Annotated in this window: 21 protein-coding genes and 1 pseudogene; 5 read left to right on the top strand and 17 right to left on the bottom strand. The window is 65.8% G+C overall.

The window, feature by feature from the left end:
* On the bottom strand, positions 1–1,306 hold a 1,306-nt coding region (locus Q0964_RS15180), incomplete at its 3' end, for a tRNA(Ile)(2)-agmatinylcytidine synthase (protein ID WP_299269176.1).
* Between the two features lie 145 nt (positions 1,307–1,451).
* On the opposite strand from Q0964_RS15180, the gene Q0964_RS15175 reads away from it, so the two are divergent.
* Complete coding sequence (locus Q0964_RS15175; RefSeq protein WP_299269175.1) at positions 1,452–2,414, top strand: transcriptional regulator; 963 nt, start codon at positions 1,452–1,454, stop codon at positions 2,412–2,414.
* Here Q0964_RS15175 and Q0964_RS15170 read toward each other — a convergent pair whose 3' ends face one another.
* From Q0964_RS15170 to recJ, 11 genes are all read right to left on the bottom strand, one after another.
* A complete protein-coding gene (locus Q0964_RS15170) occupies positions 2,415–3,119 on the bottom strand; it encodes a DUF7979 domain-containing protein (RefSeq protein ID WP_299269174.1) in 705 nt (234 codons plus the stop codon). It abuts the gene before it with no gap.
* 305 nt (positions 3,120–3,424) lie between these two features.
* Positions 3,425–3,670, bottom strand: a complete 246-nt coding sequence (locus Q0964_RS15165; RefSeq protein ID WP_299269172.1) for a glutathione S-transferase N-terminal domain-containing protein — start codon at positions 3,668–3,670, stop codon at positions 3,425–3,427.
* Between the two features lie 202 nt (positions 3,671–3,872).
* The gene (pyrE, locus tag Q0964_RS15160; protein ID WP_299269170.1) at positions 3,873–4,415 is read right to left on the bottom strand and encodes an orotate phosphoribosyltransferase; all 543 of its coding nucleotides are present in this window, start codon (positions 4,413–4,415) and stop codon (positions 3,873–3,875) included.
* 175 nt (positions 4,416–4,590) lie between these two features.
* Positions 4,591–6,105, bottom strand: a complete 1,515-nt coding sequence (locus Q0964_RS15155) for a sulfatase (RefSeq protein WP_299269168.1) — start codon at positions 6,103–6,105, stop codon at positions 4,591–4,593.
* Between the two features lie 81 nt (positions 6,106–6,186).
* Entirely contained in the window at positions 6,187–6,555 is a 369-nt protein-coding gene (locus Q0964_RS15150) for a NifU family protein (protein ID WP_299269166.1), read from the bottom strand.
* Positions 6,556–6,780: 225 nt separating this feature from the next.
* The gene (locus tag Q0964_RS15145) at positions 6,781–6,972 is read right to left on the bottom strand and encodes a hypothetical protein (RefSeq protein ID WP_299269164.1); all 192 of its coding nucleotides are present in this window, start codon (positions 6,970–6,972) and stop codon (positions 6,781–6,783) included.
* Positions 6,973–7,047: 75 nt separating this feature from the next.
* The gene (locus Q0964_RS15140) at positions 7,048–8,499 is read right to left on the bottom strand and encodes an NCS2 family permease (RefSeq protein WP_299269162.1); all 1,452 of its coding nucleotides are present in this window, start codon (positions 8,497–8,499) and stop codon (positions 7,048–7,050) included.
* A 207-nt stretch (positions 8,500–8,706) separates the two neighbouring features.
* On the bottom strand, positions 8,707–9,012 hold the full coding sequence (locus Q0964_RS15135; protein WP_299269161.1) for a Rid family hydrolase: 306 nt from the start codon (positions 9,010–9,012) through the stop codon (positions 8,707–8,709).
* 77 nt (positions 9,013–9,089) lie between these two features.
* A complete protein-coding gene (locus Q0964_RS15130; protein WP_299269160.1) occupies positions 9,090–9,470 on the bottom strand; it encodes a DUF5783 family protein in 381 nt (126 codons plus the stop codon).
* 35 nt (positions 9,471–9,505) lie between these two features.
* Entirely contained in the window at positions 9,506–9,745 is a 240-nt protein-coding gene (locus Q0964_RS15125) for a hypothetical protein (protein WP_299269159.1), read from the bottom strand.
* 102 nt (positions 9,746–9,847) lie between these two features.
* Entirely contained in the window at positions 9,848–11,260 is a 1,413-nt protein-coding gene (gene recJ / locus Q0964_RS15120) for a RecJ family nuclease (RefSeq protein WP_299269157.1), read from the bottom strand.
* A 145-nt stretch (positions 11,261–11,405) separates the two neighbouring features.
* On the opposite strand from recJ, the gene Q0964_RS15115 reads away from it, so the two are divergent.
* Positions 11,406–12,815, top strand: coding sequence for a HEAT repeat domain-containing protein (locus tag Q0964_RS15115; protein WP_299269155.1), 1,410 nt, complete (start codon positions 11,406–11,408; stop codon positions 12,813–12,815).
* 14 nt (positions 12,816–12,829) lie between these two features.
* On the opposite strand, the gene Q0964_RS15110 is transcribed toward Q0964_RS15115, so the two are convergent.
* From Q0964_RS15110 to Q0964_RS15095, 4 genes are read right to left on the bottom strand one after another with little or no spacing between them, the layout of a single operon-like run.
* Positions 12,830–13,570, bottom strand: coding sequence for a uroporphyrinogen-III synthase (locus Q0964_RS15110; RefSeq protein ID WP_299269153.1), 741 nt, complete (start codon positions 13,568–13,570; stop codon positions 12,830–12,832).
* Positions 13,567–14,349 (bottom strand): uroporphyrinogen-III C-methyltransferase, encoded by a 783-nt coding sequence (gene cobA / locus Q0964_RS15105; RefSeq protein ID WP_299269151.1) that lies wholly within the window; start codon positions 14,347–14,349, stop codon positions 13,567–13,569. The genes Q0964_RS15110 and cobA overlap by 4 nt, the downstream gene beginning before the upstream one ends.
* 25 nt (positions 14,350–14,374) lie before the next feature.
* Positions 14,375–15,517: a hydroxymethylbilane synthase gene (gene hemC / locus Q0964_RS15100; RefSeq protein ID WP_299269149.1), complete on the bottom strand. Its 1,143-nt coding sequence runs from the start codon at positions 15,515–15,517 to the stop codon at positions 14,375–14,377.
* 45 nt (positions 15,518–15,562) lie between these two features.
* Entirely contained in the window at positions 15,563–16,105 is a 543-nt protein-coding gene (locus tag Q0964_RS15095; protein WP_299269147.1) for a CDP-2,3-bis-(O-geranylgeranyl)-sn-glycerol synthase, read from the bottom strand.
* Between the two features lie 91 nt (positions 16,106–16,196).
* Here Q0964_RS15095 and Q0964_RS15090 point away from each other — a divergent pair.
* Positions 16,197–16,681 (top strand): annotated as a pseudogene (locus Q0964_RS15090) (hypothetical protein).
* A gap of 33 nt (positions 16,682–16,714) precedes the next feature.
* Positions 16,715–17,368, top strand: coding sequence for a DUF502 domain-containing protein (locus tag Q0964_RS15085; protein ID WP_299269145.1), 654 nt, complete (start codon positions 16,715–16,717; stop codon positions 17,366–17,368).
* A gap of 151 nt (positions 17,369–17,519) precedes the next feature.
* Here Q0964_RS15085 and Q0964_RS15080 read toward each other — a convergent pair whose 3' ends face one another.
* Positions 17,520–18,449 carry a branched-chain amino acid transaminase gene (locus Q0964_RS15080; RefSeq protein WP_299269143.1) on the bottom strand — a complete coding sequence of 310 codons (930 nt, stop codon included), beginning with the start codon at positions 18,447–18,449 and terminating at the stop codon, positions 17,520–17,522.
* A gap of 53 nt (positions 18,450–18,502) precedes the next feature.
* Here Q0964_RS15080 and Q0964_RS15075 point away from each other — a divergent pair, with 53 nt between their 5' ends.
* Entirely contained in the window at positions 18,503–18,961 is a 459-nt protein-coding gene (locus tag Q0964_RS15075) for a hypothetical protein (RefSeq protein ID WP_299269141.1), read from the top strand.
* The last annotated feature ends 6 nt before the right edge of the window (positions 18,962–18,967 follow it).

The raw sequence follows: 18,967 nt of genomic DNA, 5'->3' as shown, positions 1-18,967 counted from the left end.
ATCGCTCGGGATGCGTTTCCCCGTCGAACCCACCTCTCACTAATGGCTTCGCAACGTGCCGTCGCGCACACGGCGGCACCTCGTACCAGCCCCCTTCAAGATCGCGCGCTATCGACTGTTCGACCTTCCCCTCTGCCTCGGTCCCGCAGTCCCGACAGCGATACCCCGCGTTCGCGCCCGCACTCTTCATCGACCGCCCGCACTCGGGACAGTCCGGGGTGACCAGTGCCGTGGTATTCAGGTCGCGAACGGCGAACTTCTCCAGCTTGCAGGTTCCACCCGAAACCTCCCCGCAGACGGTCAGGCGGTCGCCGACCCGGAGCGCGCGCACGCGGTTACGGAATCGCTTGGTCGGCTCGAACGCCGCACAGGCGAGCGAATCGACCGCCGCGTCCGGAAACCCGAGCGTGAAGAAGACGTGCCCGCCCTCCCGGGTTTCGGGCCCCTCGACGACCTCCCCGGTGACGCGGACGGCCTGATCCTCGGCGATGCCACTCGGTTCGATGGAGCGGAGGTGCTGGTCGGTCCCCTGATTCGTGACGAACGTCGCCCGACGTTCGATAGACTCGCTCTCGATGGCCTCGGCGGCCGCCTCGACGCTCTCGCGGTCGTCGCCCCGGATGCCGTAGAGGACGGGGCCGGGCGTGTTCGGGACACAGACCGCCTCCCCCTCGCCGCGGTCGACCGTGTCCCAGATGTCGGGGTAAAACTCCTCAGCCACCGAAAAGACCGATTCTGGGTCCACGTCGCGCTCGCTCCCCCAGCGGTCGCGTTCGCGGTAGGTCAGGCACTCGTCGGTCCAGTCCGCGGGCTGGGCCACGGGGCCTCTATCGCCCAACCCGGCCCACGCGCCGGCGGCCGCGCTCGCGCCGACGAGCCCGCGACCCGACCCCCAGCCCCGGTGGCGGTACCCACCCGATTCGAGGAACTCGCGTACGTCGGTCTCGGGGTCGAGAACCTCTCGGATCGCTCGCCGGGGCAGGGCCCGAAGCCAGTCCGCTCGCTCACCGAGGTCGTCGTCGGTCACCACGACGCCCGGGTTGGTCCGGTCGTCGGCGGTCTCGGCGGTCTCGTCCACGAGAGTCGTCGACAGTTCGAAGGCCTCGTCGACGCCGATGTCGCAGTGGACCGCCAGCGCGGCGTTGCCCCGCGTCTTGTACTCGACGGCAGGGTTGAGCCGAACTAGGAGCAAGCGCTCGACGCGCCCGCCGGCCTCGCGCACCCGCTCGGCCAGCCGTGCGGCGGCGTAGGTCGTACACATCCCCCGCGTCCGGGAATCGGTGTCGTCCAGCCCGACGATGGTCACGACCGACCCTTCGACGCCGCCGGAGTAACACGTTTCGTCGAATCTTGGTATTTGAAACTACCGCAGCGGAACGTCTAAAACCGCCGGACGGGCCGTATCCCGCCGTCACAAACGTTTTATACGAGGAATTATGAATAGTATTCCGATGTCACGATCCGCACTGGTCGGCAACGTAACCGCGATGTTGCGGGACGCGGGGTTTCTCGTGAGCGACCGGTGTGCGATCCGGCCCAAGAGCTTCGACGTGGCGGCTCGCCGCGGCGAGGACACGGTACTGGTGAAGATACTCGGGAACATCGACGCGTTCGACGGCAAGACCGGCGCGGAGATGCGCCGACTCGGCGAGTACCTGCGAGCGACGCCCGTCGTCGTCGGGTTGCGGACCCGTGATGAGGAGCTCAAGCCCGGCGTCGTCTACTTTCGGCACGGCGTGCCGGTGCTCTCGCCCGACACCGCGATGGACCTGTTCGTCGAGGAGGTACCGCCGCTGATCTACGCCGCCCCCGGTGGCCTCTACGTCAACATCGACAGCGAGGTGCTGGCCGACGCTCGTGAAGACCGGGACTGGTCGCTGGGCCGGCTCGCTCAGGAGCTCGGCGTCTCCCGGCGCACTGTCTCGAAATACGAGGACGGCATGGACGCCTCCGTCGAGGTGGCGACCCAACTCGAAGAGCTGTTTGCGGCTCCGCTGACCGCCCCCGTCGACGTAATCGACGGGGCCGACGAGGTCCGGGAAGATGAACCGATGCCAGACGACCCCGCGGTCGACCCCGGCGACGAACCCGTCGTGGCCGTTCTCACCCGCGTCGGCTTCGACGTGCACCCGACCGACCGCGCGCCGTTCAAGACGATCAGCGAGGAGAAAGGCCGCGAACGGAGTATGCTCACCGGCCACTCGGAGTTCACCGAAACCGCCGAGAAACGCGCCCGGATCATGTCCTCGGTCGGACGAGTCACCCGCACCACCTCCATCTACGTCGTCGACCGCGCGAAGCAGGAATCGGTCGACGGCACCGCCCTCATCGAACGCGAGGAAATCGAGAACATCCGCGACGTGGAAGACCTCAAAGACCTGATCAAGGAACGGGCCGACGAGACGCCGGCCTGATCATTCGACCTCTTCCACGGTCAGCACCGTTTCGTAGGCGTCACCGACGATGTATCGCATCTCGTGCGTTCGGTTTCCATAGCGGATATACTCCGTATCTCCCAGCGGTTCGGGGAGTGAGTCCCACTTTCCGAATGGTGCGTGGTAGCCACCGTCCGTGATAGCCGTTCGAACCTCGTCCCGAATACGATCCGGGAGACTGTCGAACCCGACCACAGTCGATTGATTAGGTGGGCTCCCGATCGATGCTCGGAGGGAGTACGACGCGTACAACTCACCCCGCTCGGTCCTGACCTGATACAATGCCCCGTCGTATCGTACGTAGTCGTGTACGAGGAACGGGTCGTCAGCCTGCGAGTCGTATCCCCGCGATTCGTTTATATACGGCACGTCCGGGTGGAAGGAAACCTCGCTCTGGAGGGCGTCACGGAACGCCGATTGCTGGGTGTCATTCAGCGATCGATACTCGACGACCGCCCCCGAAGGCGCTGGTTCAGTGGTGGGCTTCGCGGTGTCTCCTTTGGATGTCGAGATGTTCTCGCTGCACCCTGCACAAACCAGCAGTAGCGCGAGAACCAAACCGGGGATGACTTTTCCCACGTGACGACGGGCCGTTCGATCCGGTGAAAGTCTTGTGTAGCCACGGCATGCAACCCAGTTCGACCTTCGATTACATATCCGTGGAACAAGTGATGCCGTCCCCACGGTCGAATCTCGATCGCTGTCCGAGATGACCTGTGGCACCTAACGGTGAACCGGAGAGTGGACGGGCTGGCGGCCGTCCCGGCCACCTAGGCGGACCTGCAGATCGAACGAACATAGCGCGACTGCGGTGCGGTCGAAGTGTGGTAGTGGTACCGCTCGGGCCGCGGTCACTGCCAGCATCCGGCGCGCGGAGCGCGCCGGTTCGCCGAACGCGAGCCTGAGGCTCGCGTTCGGGTAGTTTTTATACTAAATTTTTGCGAGGAGCGGTTGCGCGCCGAGGGCGCGCAACCCGACGAAATAAAAATTTAGGCGTACGTGTTCTCGAGGTACTCCACGATGTCGTCGGACTCTGGCATCCCGTCGACGTCGTTCTCGGGGTCGACGAGGACTGGAACGCCGGTCTGACCGCTGACCTCCTGTACTTCGGTTCGCTCGTCGTGGCTCCGCGGGACCATGTGGGACTCGTAGTTCAGGTCCAGTTCGTCCAGTTTCTCGATGACCTTCGCACAGTACGGGCAGCCCTCCAGTTCGTAGAGTTCCAAGTCTGCCATCGGTCACAGTAGAGGGTACAGCCACAAAGGCCCAACGGTGATGTGCGGGCCACACACAGGCCCGTAGCCTGCTAGCCGGAGTCCACAGACGGCCTCCCGTGGCACGTGGACGCTGTCGGTGTGGCACGACGGTTCCTGCTCGCCAGACGCGGACGGGCTACGGCAGTCGGTCCCTGTCTCGGCGTTCACGCCGGGGCAGACGTCACTCGCCGTCGACCTCTTCGGGGGCGCCCTCGAGCAGGTCGTCGGCGGTCAACAACGACTCCAGTTCGACATCGTGCTCGGCAAGGTTCTCGGTCGCGCCCTCCTGCCGGTCGACGACGACGAGGACGCGGTCGACGACTGCACCTGCCTCGCGTAGCGCCGCGACGGCGTCGACGGCGCTCTGGCCGGTGGTCGCGATGTCTTCGAGGACGAGGACTTCCTCGCCCTCTGCGAGGGTCCCCTCGATGCGGTTGCCGGTGCCGTACTCCTTTGATTGTTTGCGTGCGATGACGTAGGGCCGGCCGGTTTCGACGCTCGTGACCGCCACCAGGGGGACCGCGCCGAGAGCGACACCCGCGAGTTTGGACGCGTCCACCCGCGCCGCGAAGGCCTCCGCGATCAGTTCCAGACACCGTGGGTCGGTCTCGAAGACGTACTTGTCGATGTAGTAGCTCGACGTGCCGCCGTGGGACAGCTCGAACTCGCCGAACGTCACCGCGTCGGCGTCTCTGAGCGCGTCGATGAGCTGTTGATTGGCCATATCGAAAGCCGCGGGCCGACGGGACTAATACCCGCCGGAACTCCTTGGAGACGGTGCGGGACTCTCGTTTCTGCCGCCGAAGGCGAGTTGCCACGTCGCTGGAACCGCGGACCGAATCGCCCGCCGACGTTCGTGGGTGACCGCTCCGACGCAGAGGTGCCTGCGCCGCGGTCGATCAGTCCAGATAGCCCAGTTCGGCGAGTCGTTCTCTGGTGGCGGTGTCCATCTCTTCGAGCACGTCGTCGTCGTCGACCGCCCGCCACTCGGCGCCGACCGCGTCCGCGAAGGCGGCCAACGCCGACGCCGCGGCGGCGACCGCCTCGTCGTCGCCGGCGACGTTCGTCGTCTCCTCGGGGTCGGCACTGAGACGGTACCCCTCGTCCGGGATGCGCTCGTTGCGAATGTACTTTACATCGGGGTGTCGGACCGCTCGCATCCGGGAGTAAAACCGGGATTCGTCGGGGATTTCGAGTCCAGCGTCGGCCGCCGCGTTCTCGAGTTGGCGCAACTCGACGACGGGGCGGTGGTACTCGACGAAGCCGTACTGGCCCCGCTCGGGAACGACCGCTTCGCCCCCGTCCCCGTCGAAAGACCGGTACTCCGGGGACAGCAGCGACCGCACCGGGTCGACCCCGACGCCGCCGGGGGCCGCGTCGACGCCGGTCGCGGACAGAATCGTGTGGTACAGGTCCAGCAACTCGACCGTCGTCGTCTGGTCGTGCTCACCCGCTGGCAGGTCGGGATGTTTGATCATGAGTGGGACGTTCACAATCGGATCGTAGACGCCGAACTCGTGGCCGTAGAGGTCGTGTTCACCGTGGAGTTCACCGTGGTCGGCACAGACGACGACCGTCGTGTCCTCCCAGTGGCCCGTCGCCTGGAGCCAGCCGAACAGCCGGCCGAGTTGGTCGTCCATATGCCTGATCTCGGCGTCGTACAGTCCGACGATCTCCTCCCACTCCGCGTCGTCGATATCGCGGGCCCCAGAGTTGAACTCCTTCGCGTTCTGGCAGACACTCGATGGGTCGGTGCCCGGAGCGAACGTTTCGGCGTACTCCGCAGGCGGACGGTACGGCAGGTGTGCGTCCATCAGGTTGAGAAACGCGAAAAACGGTCCGTCGGTTCCCGAAATAAACTCCTTGGTCCGGTCGACCACTGCCGGTGTCTTCGTGTCACCGCCCCCCTCGGCGGCGAGGCGTTCGTGGACCCTGTTCCCGATGTCGACGAGGAGGTCCGTGACCGATCGGAGTCGGTCACTGCCGCTCATCGCCATCCAGATACGGGCCAGCGGCCCCGAGAGGATGTCTCCGGGCATGATCTGGAAGAAGTTGTCGTAGGTGTCGAACCCGGCCGTGAGGCGGGTGTAGGGCGTAATCCAGGCGTTCGAGGAGTAACAGGCCGTCTCGTAGCCCGCGGCCGACAGCGACGTCGCCAGCGTGGTCGCTCCCTCCAGGTACGGCGTCTCCTGTGTCGCGCCGTGTTCGCTCGGGTACCGCCCGGTAAACATCGAGGCGTGGACCGGAAGTGTCCATGGAGCCGGCGCGACGGCCTGCTCGTAGGTCGTCGCTTCCGACGCGAACGCCGCCAGCGTGGGCGTCGTCTCCCGGTCGTAACCGTAGGGCGTGAGATTCGCTTTCCGAACCGTATCTAACACGACGAACAACACGTTCGACGCCCCGGTCTCAGTCATGACAGGTTAGACGACACGTCTCGACGGATTAAGTACTCTACGCCCGATGGGTGACTGTTCCGAAAAAAACTGTCGGTGACCTCAGAACGGCGCTTCGGGCCCTTCGTCGCTGTCGTCGCCGCCGCTCGACTCGTGGCCCGGGAACGAGGGGCTAGTGGAGCCGCCGGCCATACCCTCGTTACCACCCATGCCGCCGCCAGTGTTGGCGTGAACCGTTTCGACCTCGGGAATCTCCTTTGTCATGCGGGTCTTGATCGCCTGAATCGTCATCGGGGAGATACCGCAGCCCGAACACGCGCCGCCGAGCTGAATGGAGACCTCGCCGGACTCCCGGTCGATGTCCTCGATGGCCGCACTCCCGCCGTGCATCTGAATCTGTGGGAAGTTCCGGCGGAGGAAGTTCGTGATCTGCTCTCGAAGGTCGTCGCCGCTTTCTGTCTCAGTACTCATGGTATAGTTCGATACGCTTTCACCGTGCTTAGGCTTTTGGTCTCCACTGCTTTCTGCGTCCGGTGGCACGCGGAGCGCGTCATCACCAATAAAACTGCGAGGAAAAAAGCCGGAACTGCGCTCGACGAACCCGCGTCCGGTGAATCGACGGCCTGCGGCCGGCGGATGCTAGCCAGTTCCGCGACAGACAGTTCCCCGTGACCAACTGCAGGCGTTTCCGGCTCGTCACGACGACCCGCCGTCGTCGTCGCTCAGCAGGTCCAGAATCGTTCGGTCGTCGTCGACCACGACGGTACACCCGTCGCTCGGTGTGTCTGTTCCGCCGGCGGCGGCGGCCGTCCCGCCGGCAAAAAACGCCAGCGTGACCAGTACTGCGAAGCCCAGGGCAGGTGACTCGCGAAATTGCAGGGTGGGCACCGGCGGGCCGCCCGCCGGCAACTTTCACAATCATCAGTTCATTCACGATAGCTGTCGGCTCAAAAACTGTTGCGGTCAGGCGATCGAAGTCAACACTCCACCGGTCCGGACACCGAGGTAGACCACGAAGGCGGCCGCTAGTAGCCACTGGCCGACGTGGACGTCGCGCCACTCGCCCTGCGCGGTCTTGACGATGGGATAGCTGACAATTCCGGCGGCGATGCCGTAGGCGATGGAGTATGTCAGCGGCATCACCATGATCGTCAACCCGGCCGGCACAGAGTGGGAGAAGTCGTTCCACTGGATGTCGGTGACGTTGCGCATCAGCAGGACGGCGACGACCACGAGCGCGATGTGTGAGGCGTACTGTGGGATCGCGGCCGCCAGTGGCACCACAACGAGCGAAGCCAGAAACAACAGGCCGATTACGAGAGCGGTCATCCCGGTGCGGCCCCCCTCCTCGACGCCGGTCGCGGATTCGACGAACGTCGTCACGGTCGAAGTGCCGAGCATCCCGCCGACAGTCGTCCCGACGGCGTCGGCCATCAGCGGTTTGTCCATGTCTGGGAAGTCACCGTTCTCGTCGAGAAAGCCACCGGCCTGGCCGACGCCGACGAGCGTTCCCGCAGTGTCAAAAAAGTCCACGAAAAAGAAGGTGAACACGACCAGCGAGAACACGAACGGTTCGACGTTACTGAACCCGCCGACGAAGGCTCCTGCGAGCGGTCTGATGTCGTACTGGGGCGATGGAATCGAGGCGGGCGTGAGAACACCCCGCTGGAAGAAGCCTGCTGCTGTCAGGCCCCACCCGATCAGCGTCGTCCCGACGATGCCGACGATGATTGCGCCTCGCACCTTGGCCGCGTACAGCGCGAACGTAATGAACAGACCAATCACCGAGAGGAGCGCGACCGGATTGCTGGCGACGTTCCCGAGGCCGACGAGCGTCGCGGGGTCGTCGACGACGATGCCCATCGCCTGGAAGCCGATGATCGCCAGGAACAGTCCGATCCCGGTCCCGACCCCGAACTTCACCGGTTCCGGGAACAGATTGATAACAAACTCGCGCGCACCAACCGCCGTCAGAACGACGAAGATGATCCCCTCGACGACGATGGCCGCCAGCGCCGTCTGCCAGGGGACGCCCAGCACGCCGACCACGGTGATCGCGAAGAAAGCGTTCAGCCCCAGACCCGGTGCCAGCCCGAACGGCCGGTTCGCGTAGAACCCCATCACGAAGATGGCGACCGCCGACGCGAGGATGGTGACGACTGCGAGCATCTGGTACACCTCGCCTGGACTGTGCCCTGCGAGTGCGATGCCACCGGGTGTCCCATCGTCCGGATACGCCGTCAGAATCACGGGATTCACCACGACGATGTAACTCATCGTCAGGAACGTCGTGACCCCAGCGACGATCTCACTCCGCAGGTCTGTACCGTGCTCGGCGAACCCGAAGTAGTTCGCGACCCAGGAGTTCTGGCCCCCGTCCGTCACCGCGTCGTCAGCCGCCGGTCCGTCGGACATGCTCTGTTGTCGCCAACCTGACCCCCCAGGGTGTTATGTGTTGCTTTCGACGTACTGTTCGACCGAGAACAGTTCTGCCACCGTCTTACCCCGCCACGGGACGAGACTGACCGAACCGGCCACAGTACGACGCCGGCGAGAGTGATGACTATCTGATCAGTAGCTCGTGATGACAGTTGACACATACTTCCAGACGGGACGGCACCCTCAGACCGAACCGACGACGGCTTTGACCTGCACCGGCGTCTCGGCGGGGTTTGCCGTGCCGAAGACCTCGCGGTTGGCACGGTCGACCGCTGGCCAGTCGTCGGCACCGGTGACGGACATTCGGATGCGGGTCATCTTGTCCGTGGCCGTCTCGGTCGCTTCTAGTGCCGACTCGACGAGTCCCGGGGCGCGTTTCGCCTGCCTGTGCTGGTCGCCCACGGCGACCGGACCGCCCGTGTCGTTCGTGGTGGTCGTTCCCGAGACGACGACCCTGTCACCCGTGCGGACGACCCGCGAGTAGCCCACCTGTTCCTCCCGCCGTGTGCCCGGTGAGACGTGCTGCCGACTCGTATCACTTCGTCGCGCGCCAGCTATCCGACCGCCTACTCGCCCGTGTCGAGCCCGAACACGCGCTGGAGTTCCGTCTCGATCTCGTCGAGATATCGGTCCATGACTTCGTCGAACTGCTCCTCGGCGACGATAACACCCTGAAGCCGGTCGTAGGGATCCTCTGGTAATTCGATCCGGAACTGGCCGTCGTGTTCTCGCGGGCTCTGCCCGCTCGGCCCGTCCGCGGAGCCCTGGTCCGCGGTCCCCTCGTAGAACGGTTCGCTCTCCGAGAGGACGAACTGGTCGATGGCGTGGACCAGTTCCGAGTCGTAGCGGTCGTTCATCGTCTCGAAGGCGTTTTTGTAGGCCCGCTGGAGTTCGGTGAAGTAGTTGGCGTACTTGTCCTCGAACTGCTCGGGGTCGAAATCGGCCATATCTCTCTCTCGTCGGGCCAGAACTAAAACATCCGCTACTCGCTGCCCGTGTCCTCAAACAACGTGACGCCGGCCAACCCGACGCCGGCTACCGTCGCGACGACGGGTAGCGACACCGCCGACGTGAGCAGACTCGACAGCGCGACCGGTCGCGGGACGACCGTCGTGACGACCACCGCCAGGACCGACACGGTAAATATCACGCCGAAGGCAAAGCCCGCGCCGAAGCTGAGTCGCTCGCGTCCGGCGTTCTCGGCGACATCTGACCCGATCATGACACATTACTGGGATTTCGACCGGCTTCTGCCTGGTGGCCGTTGCCGACCGCTCCGGAGTAAACCGCAGACCGCTATATCGAATCGCCGCATACGGTTCGACTACCGCAACTGGTCGCCGACGAGTTCGTCGGCCAACTCGACGAACTCCTGCTCTCGGCCCGCTGGGACGGTCGCTCCGGCGGCGACGTCGTGACCCCCGCCGCCGCCGCCGACGGCCTTGCTCGCCTGGCCCATCACCGCCGAGAGGTCGAGGCCCTGTGCCACGAGCCGCCCGGTGCCCCGGCCAGACACTTTCGTCTCCTCGTCGTTCTTCCGGGCGAAGGCGACGATAGGACGATCACGGTCGACGCCGTCGACGCCGACGGCCATCCCCGCGACGATACCGACGATGGTTTCGCGAATCTCCTCGCCCGCATCGAACCACTGGAGATGGTCCTCCCGTGTGACGCCCGCCTCTTTGACCCACTGGAGCCCCTCCGAGAGGTTCCGCCGGTGGTTGCGCAGGAGCCTGCGCGCCCGTGTCAACCCGTCGGTGCGGTCGCCGAGACAGACCGCCAGACCAACGTCGGCCCGCTCGTAGCGAGCGGTCGCGTTCAGCAGCGTGGAGAACTCGCTCGCGTCGCGCAACTCGGTCCCCTCGGGTTCGGCCAACAGGGTGTAGGTCGTCCCGACAACTCCGTCGACTTTGTCGGCGGGGACGCCTTTTTCGAGCGCTCGCTGGACGAGCGAACTGGCGACGGTCCGGCGCTCCCCGTGGTCCAGGTCCACCCAGCGACGCCACTCGCCGTCGCGTTTCAGGTCTAGCCCCAACTCATCGAGAAACCGGATCGCTCCGTTCTGGTCGTTGGAGACGCCCGGAATCTGCACCTCGCTCGCGTACTCCAACAGTTTGGGGAGCGGCCGGGTCTGTTTCCCGTAGAAGGCGAGGTCCGCCCCCTCTTCGAGGACGCCTGCCTCGACGCCCTCGGCGACGATGCCCTGGTTCGCGCCGACCAGTTCGCCCCCGACCGCCTGCATGTCGCCGACGGCACCGACGACGGCGAGACGGGCCAGGTCGCGGTTGTCGACGCCCAGCCCCTCCATCGCCCGTGCGAGGACGTAGCTCGCGCCCGCTCCGGACAGCTCTGACGCGCCGTCGAGGCCCTCCAGCAGCGGGTTCAGGTGGTACTCGGTGTCTGCTGCTGCCGGCTGGTGGTGATCGGCGATGACGGGCGTGAAGTCACCCGCGGCCTCGTGGGCGGCGATGGTGTCCAGTTGGCCGCTCCCGAAGTCGGTAAAGAGCACTGTCGTCTCTTCGCGGGCCGCGATCGTCGCGATCTCGTGGTCGTCGAGCTGTTTTTTGAACACGACCTCGAACCCGATTCCGGCCCGTTCGAGGGCTCTCGCGGCGATTCCTGCGCTCGTCAGTCCGTCCGCGTCGATATGTGATGCGAGCAGTACCCGGTCGGCGGACCGGAGGCGGTCTGCACACGCCACGGCACGATCCTCGAGCGCTTGCACTGGGCCGGCCATCGCGCGTTTCTTATCGCGGTCTCGGGTTTAAACCTCCGGTCCACGGGTCGAGGCGTTGCGAGCAGATTCGACCGCCGTCTGGTGGTCCCACTGAATATCCGGAAGACTTAGAAACGTGTAGCGGTACCACGTACCACAGACCGGCATGACTGCTGACCTCCCGCTGCAGGCGCTGTGTGAGGGTAGCGAGACCGAGCGACGGCTCGCGGCCCGGACTATCAGGGAGGCGGCTGCCGAGCAACCGGTGCGGCTGCGGGGGTCGCTCACACGGCTCGTCGACGCCCTCGGCGACGACCAGGAGCCGGTCCGCCGAGACGTGGCCAACGCGCTGTTCGAGGTCGGGGTCGCCGAACCGACCGCCGTGGCCCCCATCGTCGACCCGCTGGTCGGGGCGCTGGACGACCAGGTGACCGCCGTGCGGGCCTGCGTTACGCGTCCGCTGGCGGAGCTGGCTGCCGAACGGCCGTGGCAGGTCCGTGCCGCCATCCCTGCACTCGTCACGCCGCTCGACGACGTGAAAAGCGTCCGGGGCAACGCCGCCTGGGCCCTGTCCTCGCTGGCGCCGTTCTACCCCGAACTGCTCGAACCCCATGCCGACGTGCTGACACGGGCGTTGCTCGACGACCACCACCCGGTACAGGTGTCGGTCCTACGGACGATGGTCCCGCTCGAGCGCGCCTATCCGGGCCTGCTCGACGTGGTATCCGACCGACTCCGTGAACTCGTGACCGCTGCGGCTGACGGCGTCCGCCAGGCCGCCTGCCGTCTGGCCGCCGTCACCGAACAGTCCTGGGTCGACGAGGCGCTCCGGGAACGCGCTCGGGCCGACAGCCACCCGCTGGTTCGGGAGCGCGCCCGCGCCGCCATGGCAGCCACCGCGACACACACCGGCCCCGCCGTCCCCGAGTCGGCGTTCGAGAGCGCCACCCTGGGGACGTGGGTCGCGGTCCGACTGAGCGAGAAACCGGGCTCGGGCGACGACGAGGGAACGGCTGTTGCCCGGGCAGACTGCGACGCTACCCCGTTCCTGGTCGGTGAAACCACCAGCATCGTCCGGGACTACGCCGCCACCGACGAGGCGGCGATGGCGTCACACGGCGTCCGCCGCGAGGACTTCGAGACGTGCAGGGAGTGGCTCGTCGCGCCGCGGTTCCCGCCCGCCGGCGACCGTGTGGCCGTCCACCTGCACAATCCCGCTGCCGACTACGGGACCATCCTTCACCAGTCGACCGACGGTATTGACGCCACCTATGTCGACGACGGTGGCTGCAACGACTACCACGCTGCGGACGCACTGGCACTGGAACCGGACCGCGCCCGCCTGCTCGCGGCCGCACCCGGCGACTGCCTCGCCTTCGAGTTGGAGGGTACGAGCCACGACGTGCGAGTCACGACCGCCGGCTACCGGAACGGCCGCTACCGCATCTCCGGTGAGAACCGCCGCCGGGGCTACCGTATCACGTTCCGCCCATTCGAGACCGAACCGATGATGGCCGTCTTCGAGGAAGGTTGCGCGTTCCGGGCCCGAAACGTTACGTTGACCGCCGAAAAATAACAGTCCTCCACGGATTATCTTTCAGCGCTGGCCGCCGCCACCGCGTCCCTGGCCAGCGCCTCGAAGTCGGCCTGCTCGGGAACTATGTCGACGTCCACCCCGTGAGACCGGGCCGTCTCGGCGGTCGGCTCACCGATGACGGCGACGACGGCGTCCGCCAGTCCCGCGATGGCATCGTCCCGGACGCCGCGGTCGGCGGCGGCTGCCAGGAAGTGTTCGACGGTCAGCGAAGAGGTAAAGAGTGCAGCGTCTAACTCTCCCGCAGCCGCCAACTCCGCGGATTCGCCTGCCTGCTCGGGCCGGCCGAGTCGGTACAGCACTGTTTCGTGGACGTACGCGCCCGCATCGGTCAGCCCGTCGAGCAACACCGCGCTCCCGTGGTCGCTCCGGGCGATCTCGACGCGTTCGCCGGCGCAGGTGCCTTCGAGGGCATCGACAAGCCCGGCCGAGGAGAACTCCGCTGGGACTAGATCGACCGTGTAGCCTGCGGCTGTCAGGGCGGCCGCCGTGGGGTCGCCGATGGCACAGACTGCGGTTTCGCCCGGGGTCCAGCCCGCGTCGGCGATCAGTTCCGCGCCGGTCTTGCTAGTGAAGACGGCGTAGTCGGCGTCGATCCGGGGGACGGCACCGGTCGGATCGACTTCAAGCATCGGGTCCGGGACCGGGTCGGCCGCCAGTTCGTCGAGCAGGCCGACGGCGTCGGTGATGCGCTCGTCACCGGGACGGAAGACGGCAACGCGGGGACGGTCGGTCACGACTTCTCGGCCCCGTTCTCGAGTAGCTTGATGACCCGCTGGCGTTCGCGGGCCACCTCGCCGATCACGGTGATCGCCGGCGGTTCGATTCCCAGGTCGTCGCGGGCCTCGACGATGGTCGAAAGCGTCCCCGTAGCGACCTGCTGGTCGGGCCAGGTCCCGCGCTCGACCAGCGCGACCGGCGTGTCCGGTCCCATTCCGGCGTCCCGGAGTTCGCGGGTGTACTCGGGCAACTTTCCGACGCCCATCAGCACGACGATGGTGCCGCCGGTGTCGGCCAGCGCCGCCCAGTCGACCGCCGAGTCATTCTTCGTCGGGTCCTCGTGACCGGTGACAAAAGACACGGAGGAGGCGTAATCGCGGTGAGTGACCGGAATCCCCGCGACACCGGGACCGGCGATGGGGGAGGTGACGCCGGGGACAATCTCGAATGGAACGCCGTGCTCTGCGAGATACACCATCTCCTCGCCGCCCCGCCCGAAGACGAACGAATCGCCGCCTTTCAGCCGGACGACCGTCTTGCCTTCGTGGGCGAGTTCGGCCAGGCGTTCGTTCGTGTACTGCTGGGAGGTGCGCTCGCCGCGGGCACGCTTGCCGACGTCCTCGCGGATCTCCTCCGGAATCATCCCGATAATGTCCGGGCCGGGGAGCTTGTCGTGGAGAACCACGTCGGCATCGTCCAGCAGGCGTTTCGCTTTGACCGTCAGGAGACCGGGGTCGCCGGGACCGCTCCCGACGAGGTAGACCTTCCCCGGTGCGATGTCAGTGTCATCTGTCATGATGAGCGGTTTTTCGTGTCCCCGATTAAGAGTTCTCCCGTTTTCGTTCGTCCGGCTCCTCGCGTTTGGCCCGCTGGATCAGGTCGGCCGCCCCCTGTTCGCGGAGGTCGGCGGCCAGATTGCTGGCGGCCCGCGCGTGGTGTTCGACGGGGAGATCGCGTGAGGCAGTCACCTCCTCCGTCCCGTCACGACCGAGGACGCGCACGACCGTGTGGACGACAGTCCCCTGCACCGTGGCGTAGACGCCGATAGGCGCGACACAGCCCCCACCCAACTCGTCCAGGACGATTCGCTCGACGCTCGTCGCCACCCGTGTCGGCGGATGGTCGAGCCGCTCGTGAATCTCGGTGCCCATCTCGTCGTCGAGTGCCGTCACTGCCAGCGCGCCCTGACCAGGCGCGGGGACGAACCGGTCGGTCGGCAGCCGCTCGAACGCTACCGCGTGGAGCAGCCCCGTCCGGGCGAGCCCCGCCTCCGCGAGAACGATGGCGTCGTACTCGACCTCGATCTCGCGCTCGGTGGCGCGGCGTTCGACCTCGTGGAGCCCGTCGAACCACTCCTCGACCTCAGCCAGCGCCTCGTCCGAGAGGCTCTCCAGGTCGAGGTCGTCGACGCTGTCCCCGTCCTCGTCGTCCTGGTCACCGGCAGCCTGTTCGAGGCGCCGCTCGTGTTCCCGCTGGAGCGCAGGCGCGAGCAACTTTTCGACGCGCGTGTCGACGTTGCCGCGGAGCGGCTCGATCTCCAGATCCGGACGCTCGGCACGCAGCTCGGCTGCCCGCCGGAGGCTAGCGGTACCGACGGTCGCGCCCTCGGGGAGGTCCGCCAGCGCGGTACCGTCAGGAGTCAGAAGCACGTCGCCGGCCGGACCACGTTCCGGGACGCCGGCGACGACGAGTTCCGGGGGGCTCTCGGTCGGCACGTCCTTCATCGAGTGGACGGCGGCGTCGACATCGCTGTCGAGGACCCGCTTGTCGAGGCTACGGACGAAGGCTCCGGTCTTTCCGAGACGGTGGATGAGGTCGTCCTGGAGCTGGTCGCCGGTCGTCTCGACCTCGACGAGTTCGACCGCTTGCCGTCGACGGCTCAGGGCCTCGTCGACGGTCGCAGCCTGGCGAAGTGCGAGGTCGGACCCCCGGGTCGCCAACCGGAGCGTCCTATCTGTGGTCATACTCCTATCTCGCCGGCCTGGACTAAAAAGGACACCAGTTCGGCCTTACCACGGCTCGCTCTTCAGCGAGAGCTTGTAGGCCACGAGGTTCGTCCCGACGTGCAGGACGGGTGTGACGACCAGTACGACCGTCAGCACGGGGAACGTGAACGTCTCGAAGAGCCACCCCGGTGCGAGCAGTATCGTAAGCCCCAGCGCCCCGACGACGAAATCCAGCTGGTCGACCCCCGGGAAGGCCGCCCCCCGTCTCCGCCCGGTCCGGCGTTTCAGAAACGACGCCACGATATCACCGACCAGTGCGCCGGCCGGGAGTGTGACCGCTGTGACGAGCGTGAACTCCGGGAGTCCCTCCACCGCGCCCGACACGACGGGATGGACCGCGTTCAGAACCAGTGCCAACGCCGAGCCAGCCGCGACGCCACCGACGGTTCCGAGCCAGGTCTTCCCGTCACCGAGCAACCGCCGCCCGTTCCAGGTCCGCCCGCCGTCTACCGGTGGCCCCCCACCCACCAGTACTGCGGCGTTGTTGGGCACGTACGCAGGTAACATGGCCCAGAACGCCACCGCGAGTACGCCGACGATGTCCATCGTGCCCGTTGCTGGGTCAGCGCGTCCCTTAATCTCCGGGGTTCCGTCCGGCGATAAACTCAGTATCGCGGAAGCAATATCTGCCAGTACGATATCGTCGTTCCTGAGTCGGTTCGTCGCCGGCGAGACGGCGGCCGCGGCGCCGGAGCGGGCACGGCGGCTCAACGACCGCGGCATCGGAGCGATCCTCAGCCACCTGGGTGAACATTACGACGAGCGCGGCCCGGCCGACGAGGACACCGAGACGTACTGTACGCTCCTCGGAGACCTCGCCATGACGGACCTCTATCGCAAACTGCTGTCGCAGGCCTTCGACGAGCGGGCGGGCGGCATCACGGTGGGAGTCACGACCCGCCGATGATCGCCGCCGCAGAACGGTTCTACGAGGAGTATGAGACTCCACACGAAATCCAGATGTTGACAGGTGTGCGCGACTCCGCACAGACTCGACCGGCCACCGGCCACGAGGGCTGGCAGTACGTCCCCTACGACAACAAGTGGCTGTCGTACTTCTACCGACGCGTCGCCGAGCGCCGGGAGAACCTGACGTTCGCCCTGCGGGCAATCGTCAGGTAATAAAGTGAGGCAGAGAAAAATTCAGTACCGTACATGGCTTCCTGGAAACGGGACATCGCGAGCGGACTCATCGTCCTCCTGCCCGTCATCGTCACCCTGTATGTCATCGCGTACCTCTACGGGATTATCGCGAGTTCGACGGCCATCTTCAACATCGACTTCCAAGCGCTGACGAGCGTCGGGGTGCCGTCGCAGGCACTGGGACTGATTCGTGTGTTCACGACCCTCGTGGTCTTTTCTTTGCTTGTGCTGTCCGTTGGTTATCTCAGCCGCACGGCGTTCGGCGACATCTTCGAGGATCTCCTCGACAACCTGATGAACCGCCTGCCCGGGCTACGAGTGGTCTACAACGCCTCGAAGATGGCGGTCGAAACCGCTGTCTCGGGCACCGACGACCTCCAGACGCCGGTCAAAATCGAGACGTGGAACGGGATGCGGATGACCGCGTTCAAAACCGGCAAGCAGACACAGGACGGCCGCGACGTCCTCTTTCTCCCGACCGCACCCAACATCACCACGGGATTCGTCATCGAAGTCGAACCCCAAGAGTACGAGGAACTCGACGAGCGCGTCGAGGACGCCCTGACGCGCATCCTCAGCGCTGGATTCGGCGAGTCACGCGACGAGAGCGTCACGATCGGCGTCACCGAAGAACTGTCCAGAGACGGGGACGGTAGCGACGACTGAGCCGAGTGTGCCACACCTGGACTGCGCCGCTCCTCTTTGGCCCATCCACCGCCGTGAGCAACTCGATCCGCCGTCCCGCAGGGTCGGCGGACACGACAGGTGTTCCCGAACGGCACGGCGCTGACGCCGTTGCGCGACCGACGCGGAACCGCTAGAGGTAATCGAACCACTCGGCGTACTCGTCGGTCCGCCGCTCGATGACCGTGAAGAACTTCGACTGCAGTTCGTCGGTGACCGGCCCTTTCGTGCCGCTGCCGATCTCGTTGTCGTCGACGCTTCGGATCGGTGTGACCTCCGCCGCCGTCCCGGTGAAGAACAACTCGTCGGCGGTGTACAGTTCGCCCCGGGAGATCGTCGCGTCGTCGTGGACGGTGTATCCCAGGTCCTCAGCGATGGTGATGAGCGACTGGCGTGTGATACCGTCGAGGATCGACTCGGCCAGTCCCGTAGTGTAGATTTCGCCGTCACGGACGAGGAAGATGTTCTCGCCCGGACCCTCGGCGACGTTCCCCTCGCCGTTGAGGACGATGGCCTCGGTGTACCCGTTGCCCGTCGCCTCCAGATTCGCGAGGACGCTGTTGACGTACGGGCCCGTGGTCTTCGCGTTGGTCGGGATCTGGTCCGACCCGTACTTGCGCCACGAGGAGATCGACACGTCGACGCCTTCCTCCAGCGCCTCCTCACCGAGGTACGTGCCCCACGGCCAGACGGCGATAGCGACCTCAACGGGGCAGTTCGAGGGGTTCAGCCCGAGTTCCTCGTACCCGTAGAAAGCGACCGGTCGGATGTAGCAGGACGTCAGGTCCTGGCGACGAATCAGTTCCTCCGTGGCCTCTGTCAGTTCCGCCCGGCTGAACGGAATGTCGATGTCGTACGGCTTGGCCGACTGGTACAGCCGTTCGAGATGCTCCTCCCAGCGGAATATCGCCGGGCCGTTCTCCGTATCGTAACACCGGACCCCCTCGAAAACGCCGGTGCCGTAGTGGAGTCCATGTGTGAGAACGTGAACCTGTGCGTCCTCCCAGTCGACGAACTCGCCGTCCTGCCAGATCGTGTCGACATCCATCTCGTCGAATCCCATTGGCCATAGGTTGGCCCAATCCGGTCTTAACAGTTTTCGTGCCGTGCCGGCCGATGACAGGCCTCACCCCCCACCGACACAACCAGCAGACCGAGGCCGCCCTACTGAAGACTCTGAATCTGCGTACTGTGATCTGGAAGAATATCGGAAATGTGAATTACCCCACCCTGCTCGCGCTGGACGCTGCACTCGACCCGATTGTATCGGCGCTGTCGCCCGAACCGACCGGAAACGTCGGTGTGACCGCAACCGCCACCCCCGTTGGAGCGCACCGTCGCCAGGCCTTCGACGCGCTGGGCGAGACCGTCGCGGCCTGGTCCCTCCTCTTCCGTTCGAACTCGTGTTCGTGGACCCACAGCAGGGTGGTTTCCAGTGACACACATCAGAAATACGATAAATCCTCGTTCGCGATACGGAATGAGGACGGTCTCCAGTGGTTGGCGAGCGACGACCGCCGCCGAACGGTCGCGGTGATGGTTGTGGTGCCAGCGATCTGTCACGAACGCATCTAGCCCTCA

The organism is Halorientalis sp., assembly GCF_028275115.1.
Taxonomy (GTDB): Archaea; Halobacteriota; Halobacteria; order Halobacteriales; family Haloarculaceae; genus Halorientalis.
The sequence above is the reverse complement of the archived record's forward strand: the minus strand, read 5'-3'. Positions and strand labels throughout refer to the sequence as shown.

Coding starts and splice junctions, on each gene's coding strand:
- Q0964_RS15125 (WP_299269159.1), bottom strand. CDS start 9,745: ATGATCGGGTCAGATGTCGCCGAGAACGCCGGACGCGAGCGACTCAGC.
- pyrE (WP_299269170.1), bottom strand. CDS start 4,415: ATGGCCAATCAACAGCTCATCGACGCGCTCAGAGACGCCGACGCGGTG.
- recJ (WP_299269157.1), bottom strand. CDS start 11,260: ATGGCCGGCCCAGTGCAAGCGCTCGAGGATCGTGCCGTGGCGTGTGCA.
- Q0964_RS15155 (WP_299269168.1), bottom strand. CDS start 6,105: ATGACTGAGACCGGGGCGTCGAACGTGTTGTTCGTCGTGTTAGATACG.
- Q0964_RS15075 (WP_299269141.1), top strand. CDS start 18,503: ATGACAGGCCTCACCCCCCACCGACACAACCAGCAGACCGAGGCCGCC.
- Q0964_RS15095 (WP_299269147.1), bottom strand. CDS start 16,105: ATGGACATCGTCGGCGTACTCGCGGTGGCGTTCTGGGCCATGTTACCT.
- Q0964_RS15140 (WP_299269162.1), bottom strand. CDS start 8,499: ATGTCCGACGGACCGGCGGCTGACGACGCGGTGACGGACGGGGGCCAG.
- Q0964_RS15175 (WP_299269175.1), top strand. CDS start 1,452: ATGTCACGATCCGCACTGGTCGGCAACGTAACCGCGATGTTGCGGGAC.
- Q0964_RS15150 (WP_299269166.1), bottom strand. CDS start 6,555: ATGAGTACTGAGACAGAAAGCGGCGACGACCTTCGAGAGCAGATCACG.
- Q0964_RS15165 (WP_299269172.1), bottom strand. CDS start 3,670: ATGGCAGACTTGGAACTCTACGAACTGGAGGGCTGCCCGTACTGTGCG.
- Q0964_RS15115 (WP_299269155.1), top strand. CDS start 11,406: ATGACTGCTGACCTCCCGCTGCAGGCGCTGTGTGAGGGTAGCGAGACC.
- Q0964_RS15130 (WP_299269160.1), bottom strand. CDS start 9,470: ATGGCCGATTTCGACCCCGAGCAGTTCGAGGACAAGTACGCCAACTAC.
- Q0964_RS15085 (WP_299269145.1), top strand. CDS start 16,715: ATGGCTTCCTGGAAACGGGACATCGCGAGCGGACTCATCGTCCTCCTG.
- hemC (WP_299269149.1), bottom strand. CDS start 15,517: ATGACCACAGATAGGACGCTCCGGTTGGCGACCCGGGGGTCCGACCTC.
- cobA (WP_299269151.1), bottom strand. CDS start 14,349: ATGACAGATGACACTGACATCGCACCGGGGAAGGTCTACCTCGTCGGG.
- Q0964_RS15080 (WP_299269143.1), bottom strand. CDS start 18,449: ATGGGATTCGACGAGATGGATGTCGACACGATCTGGCAGGACGGCGAG.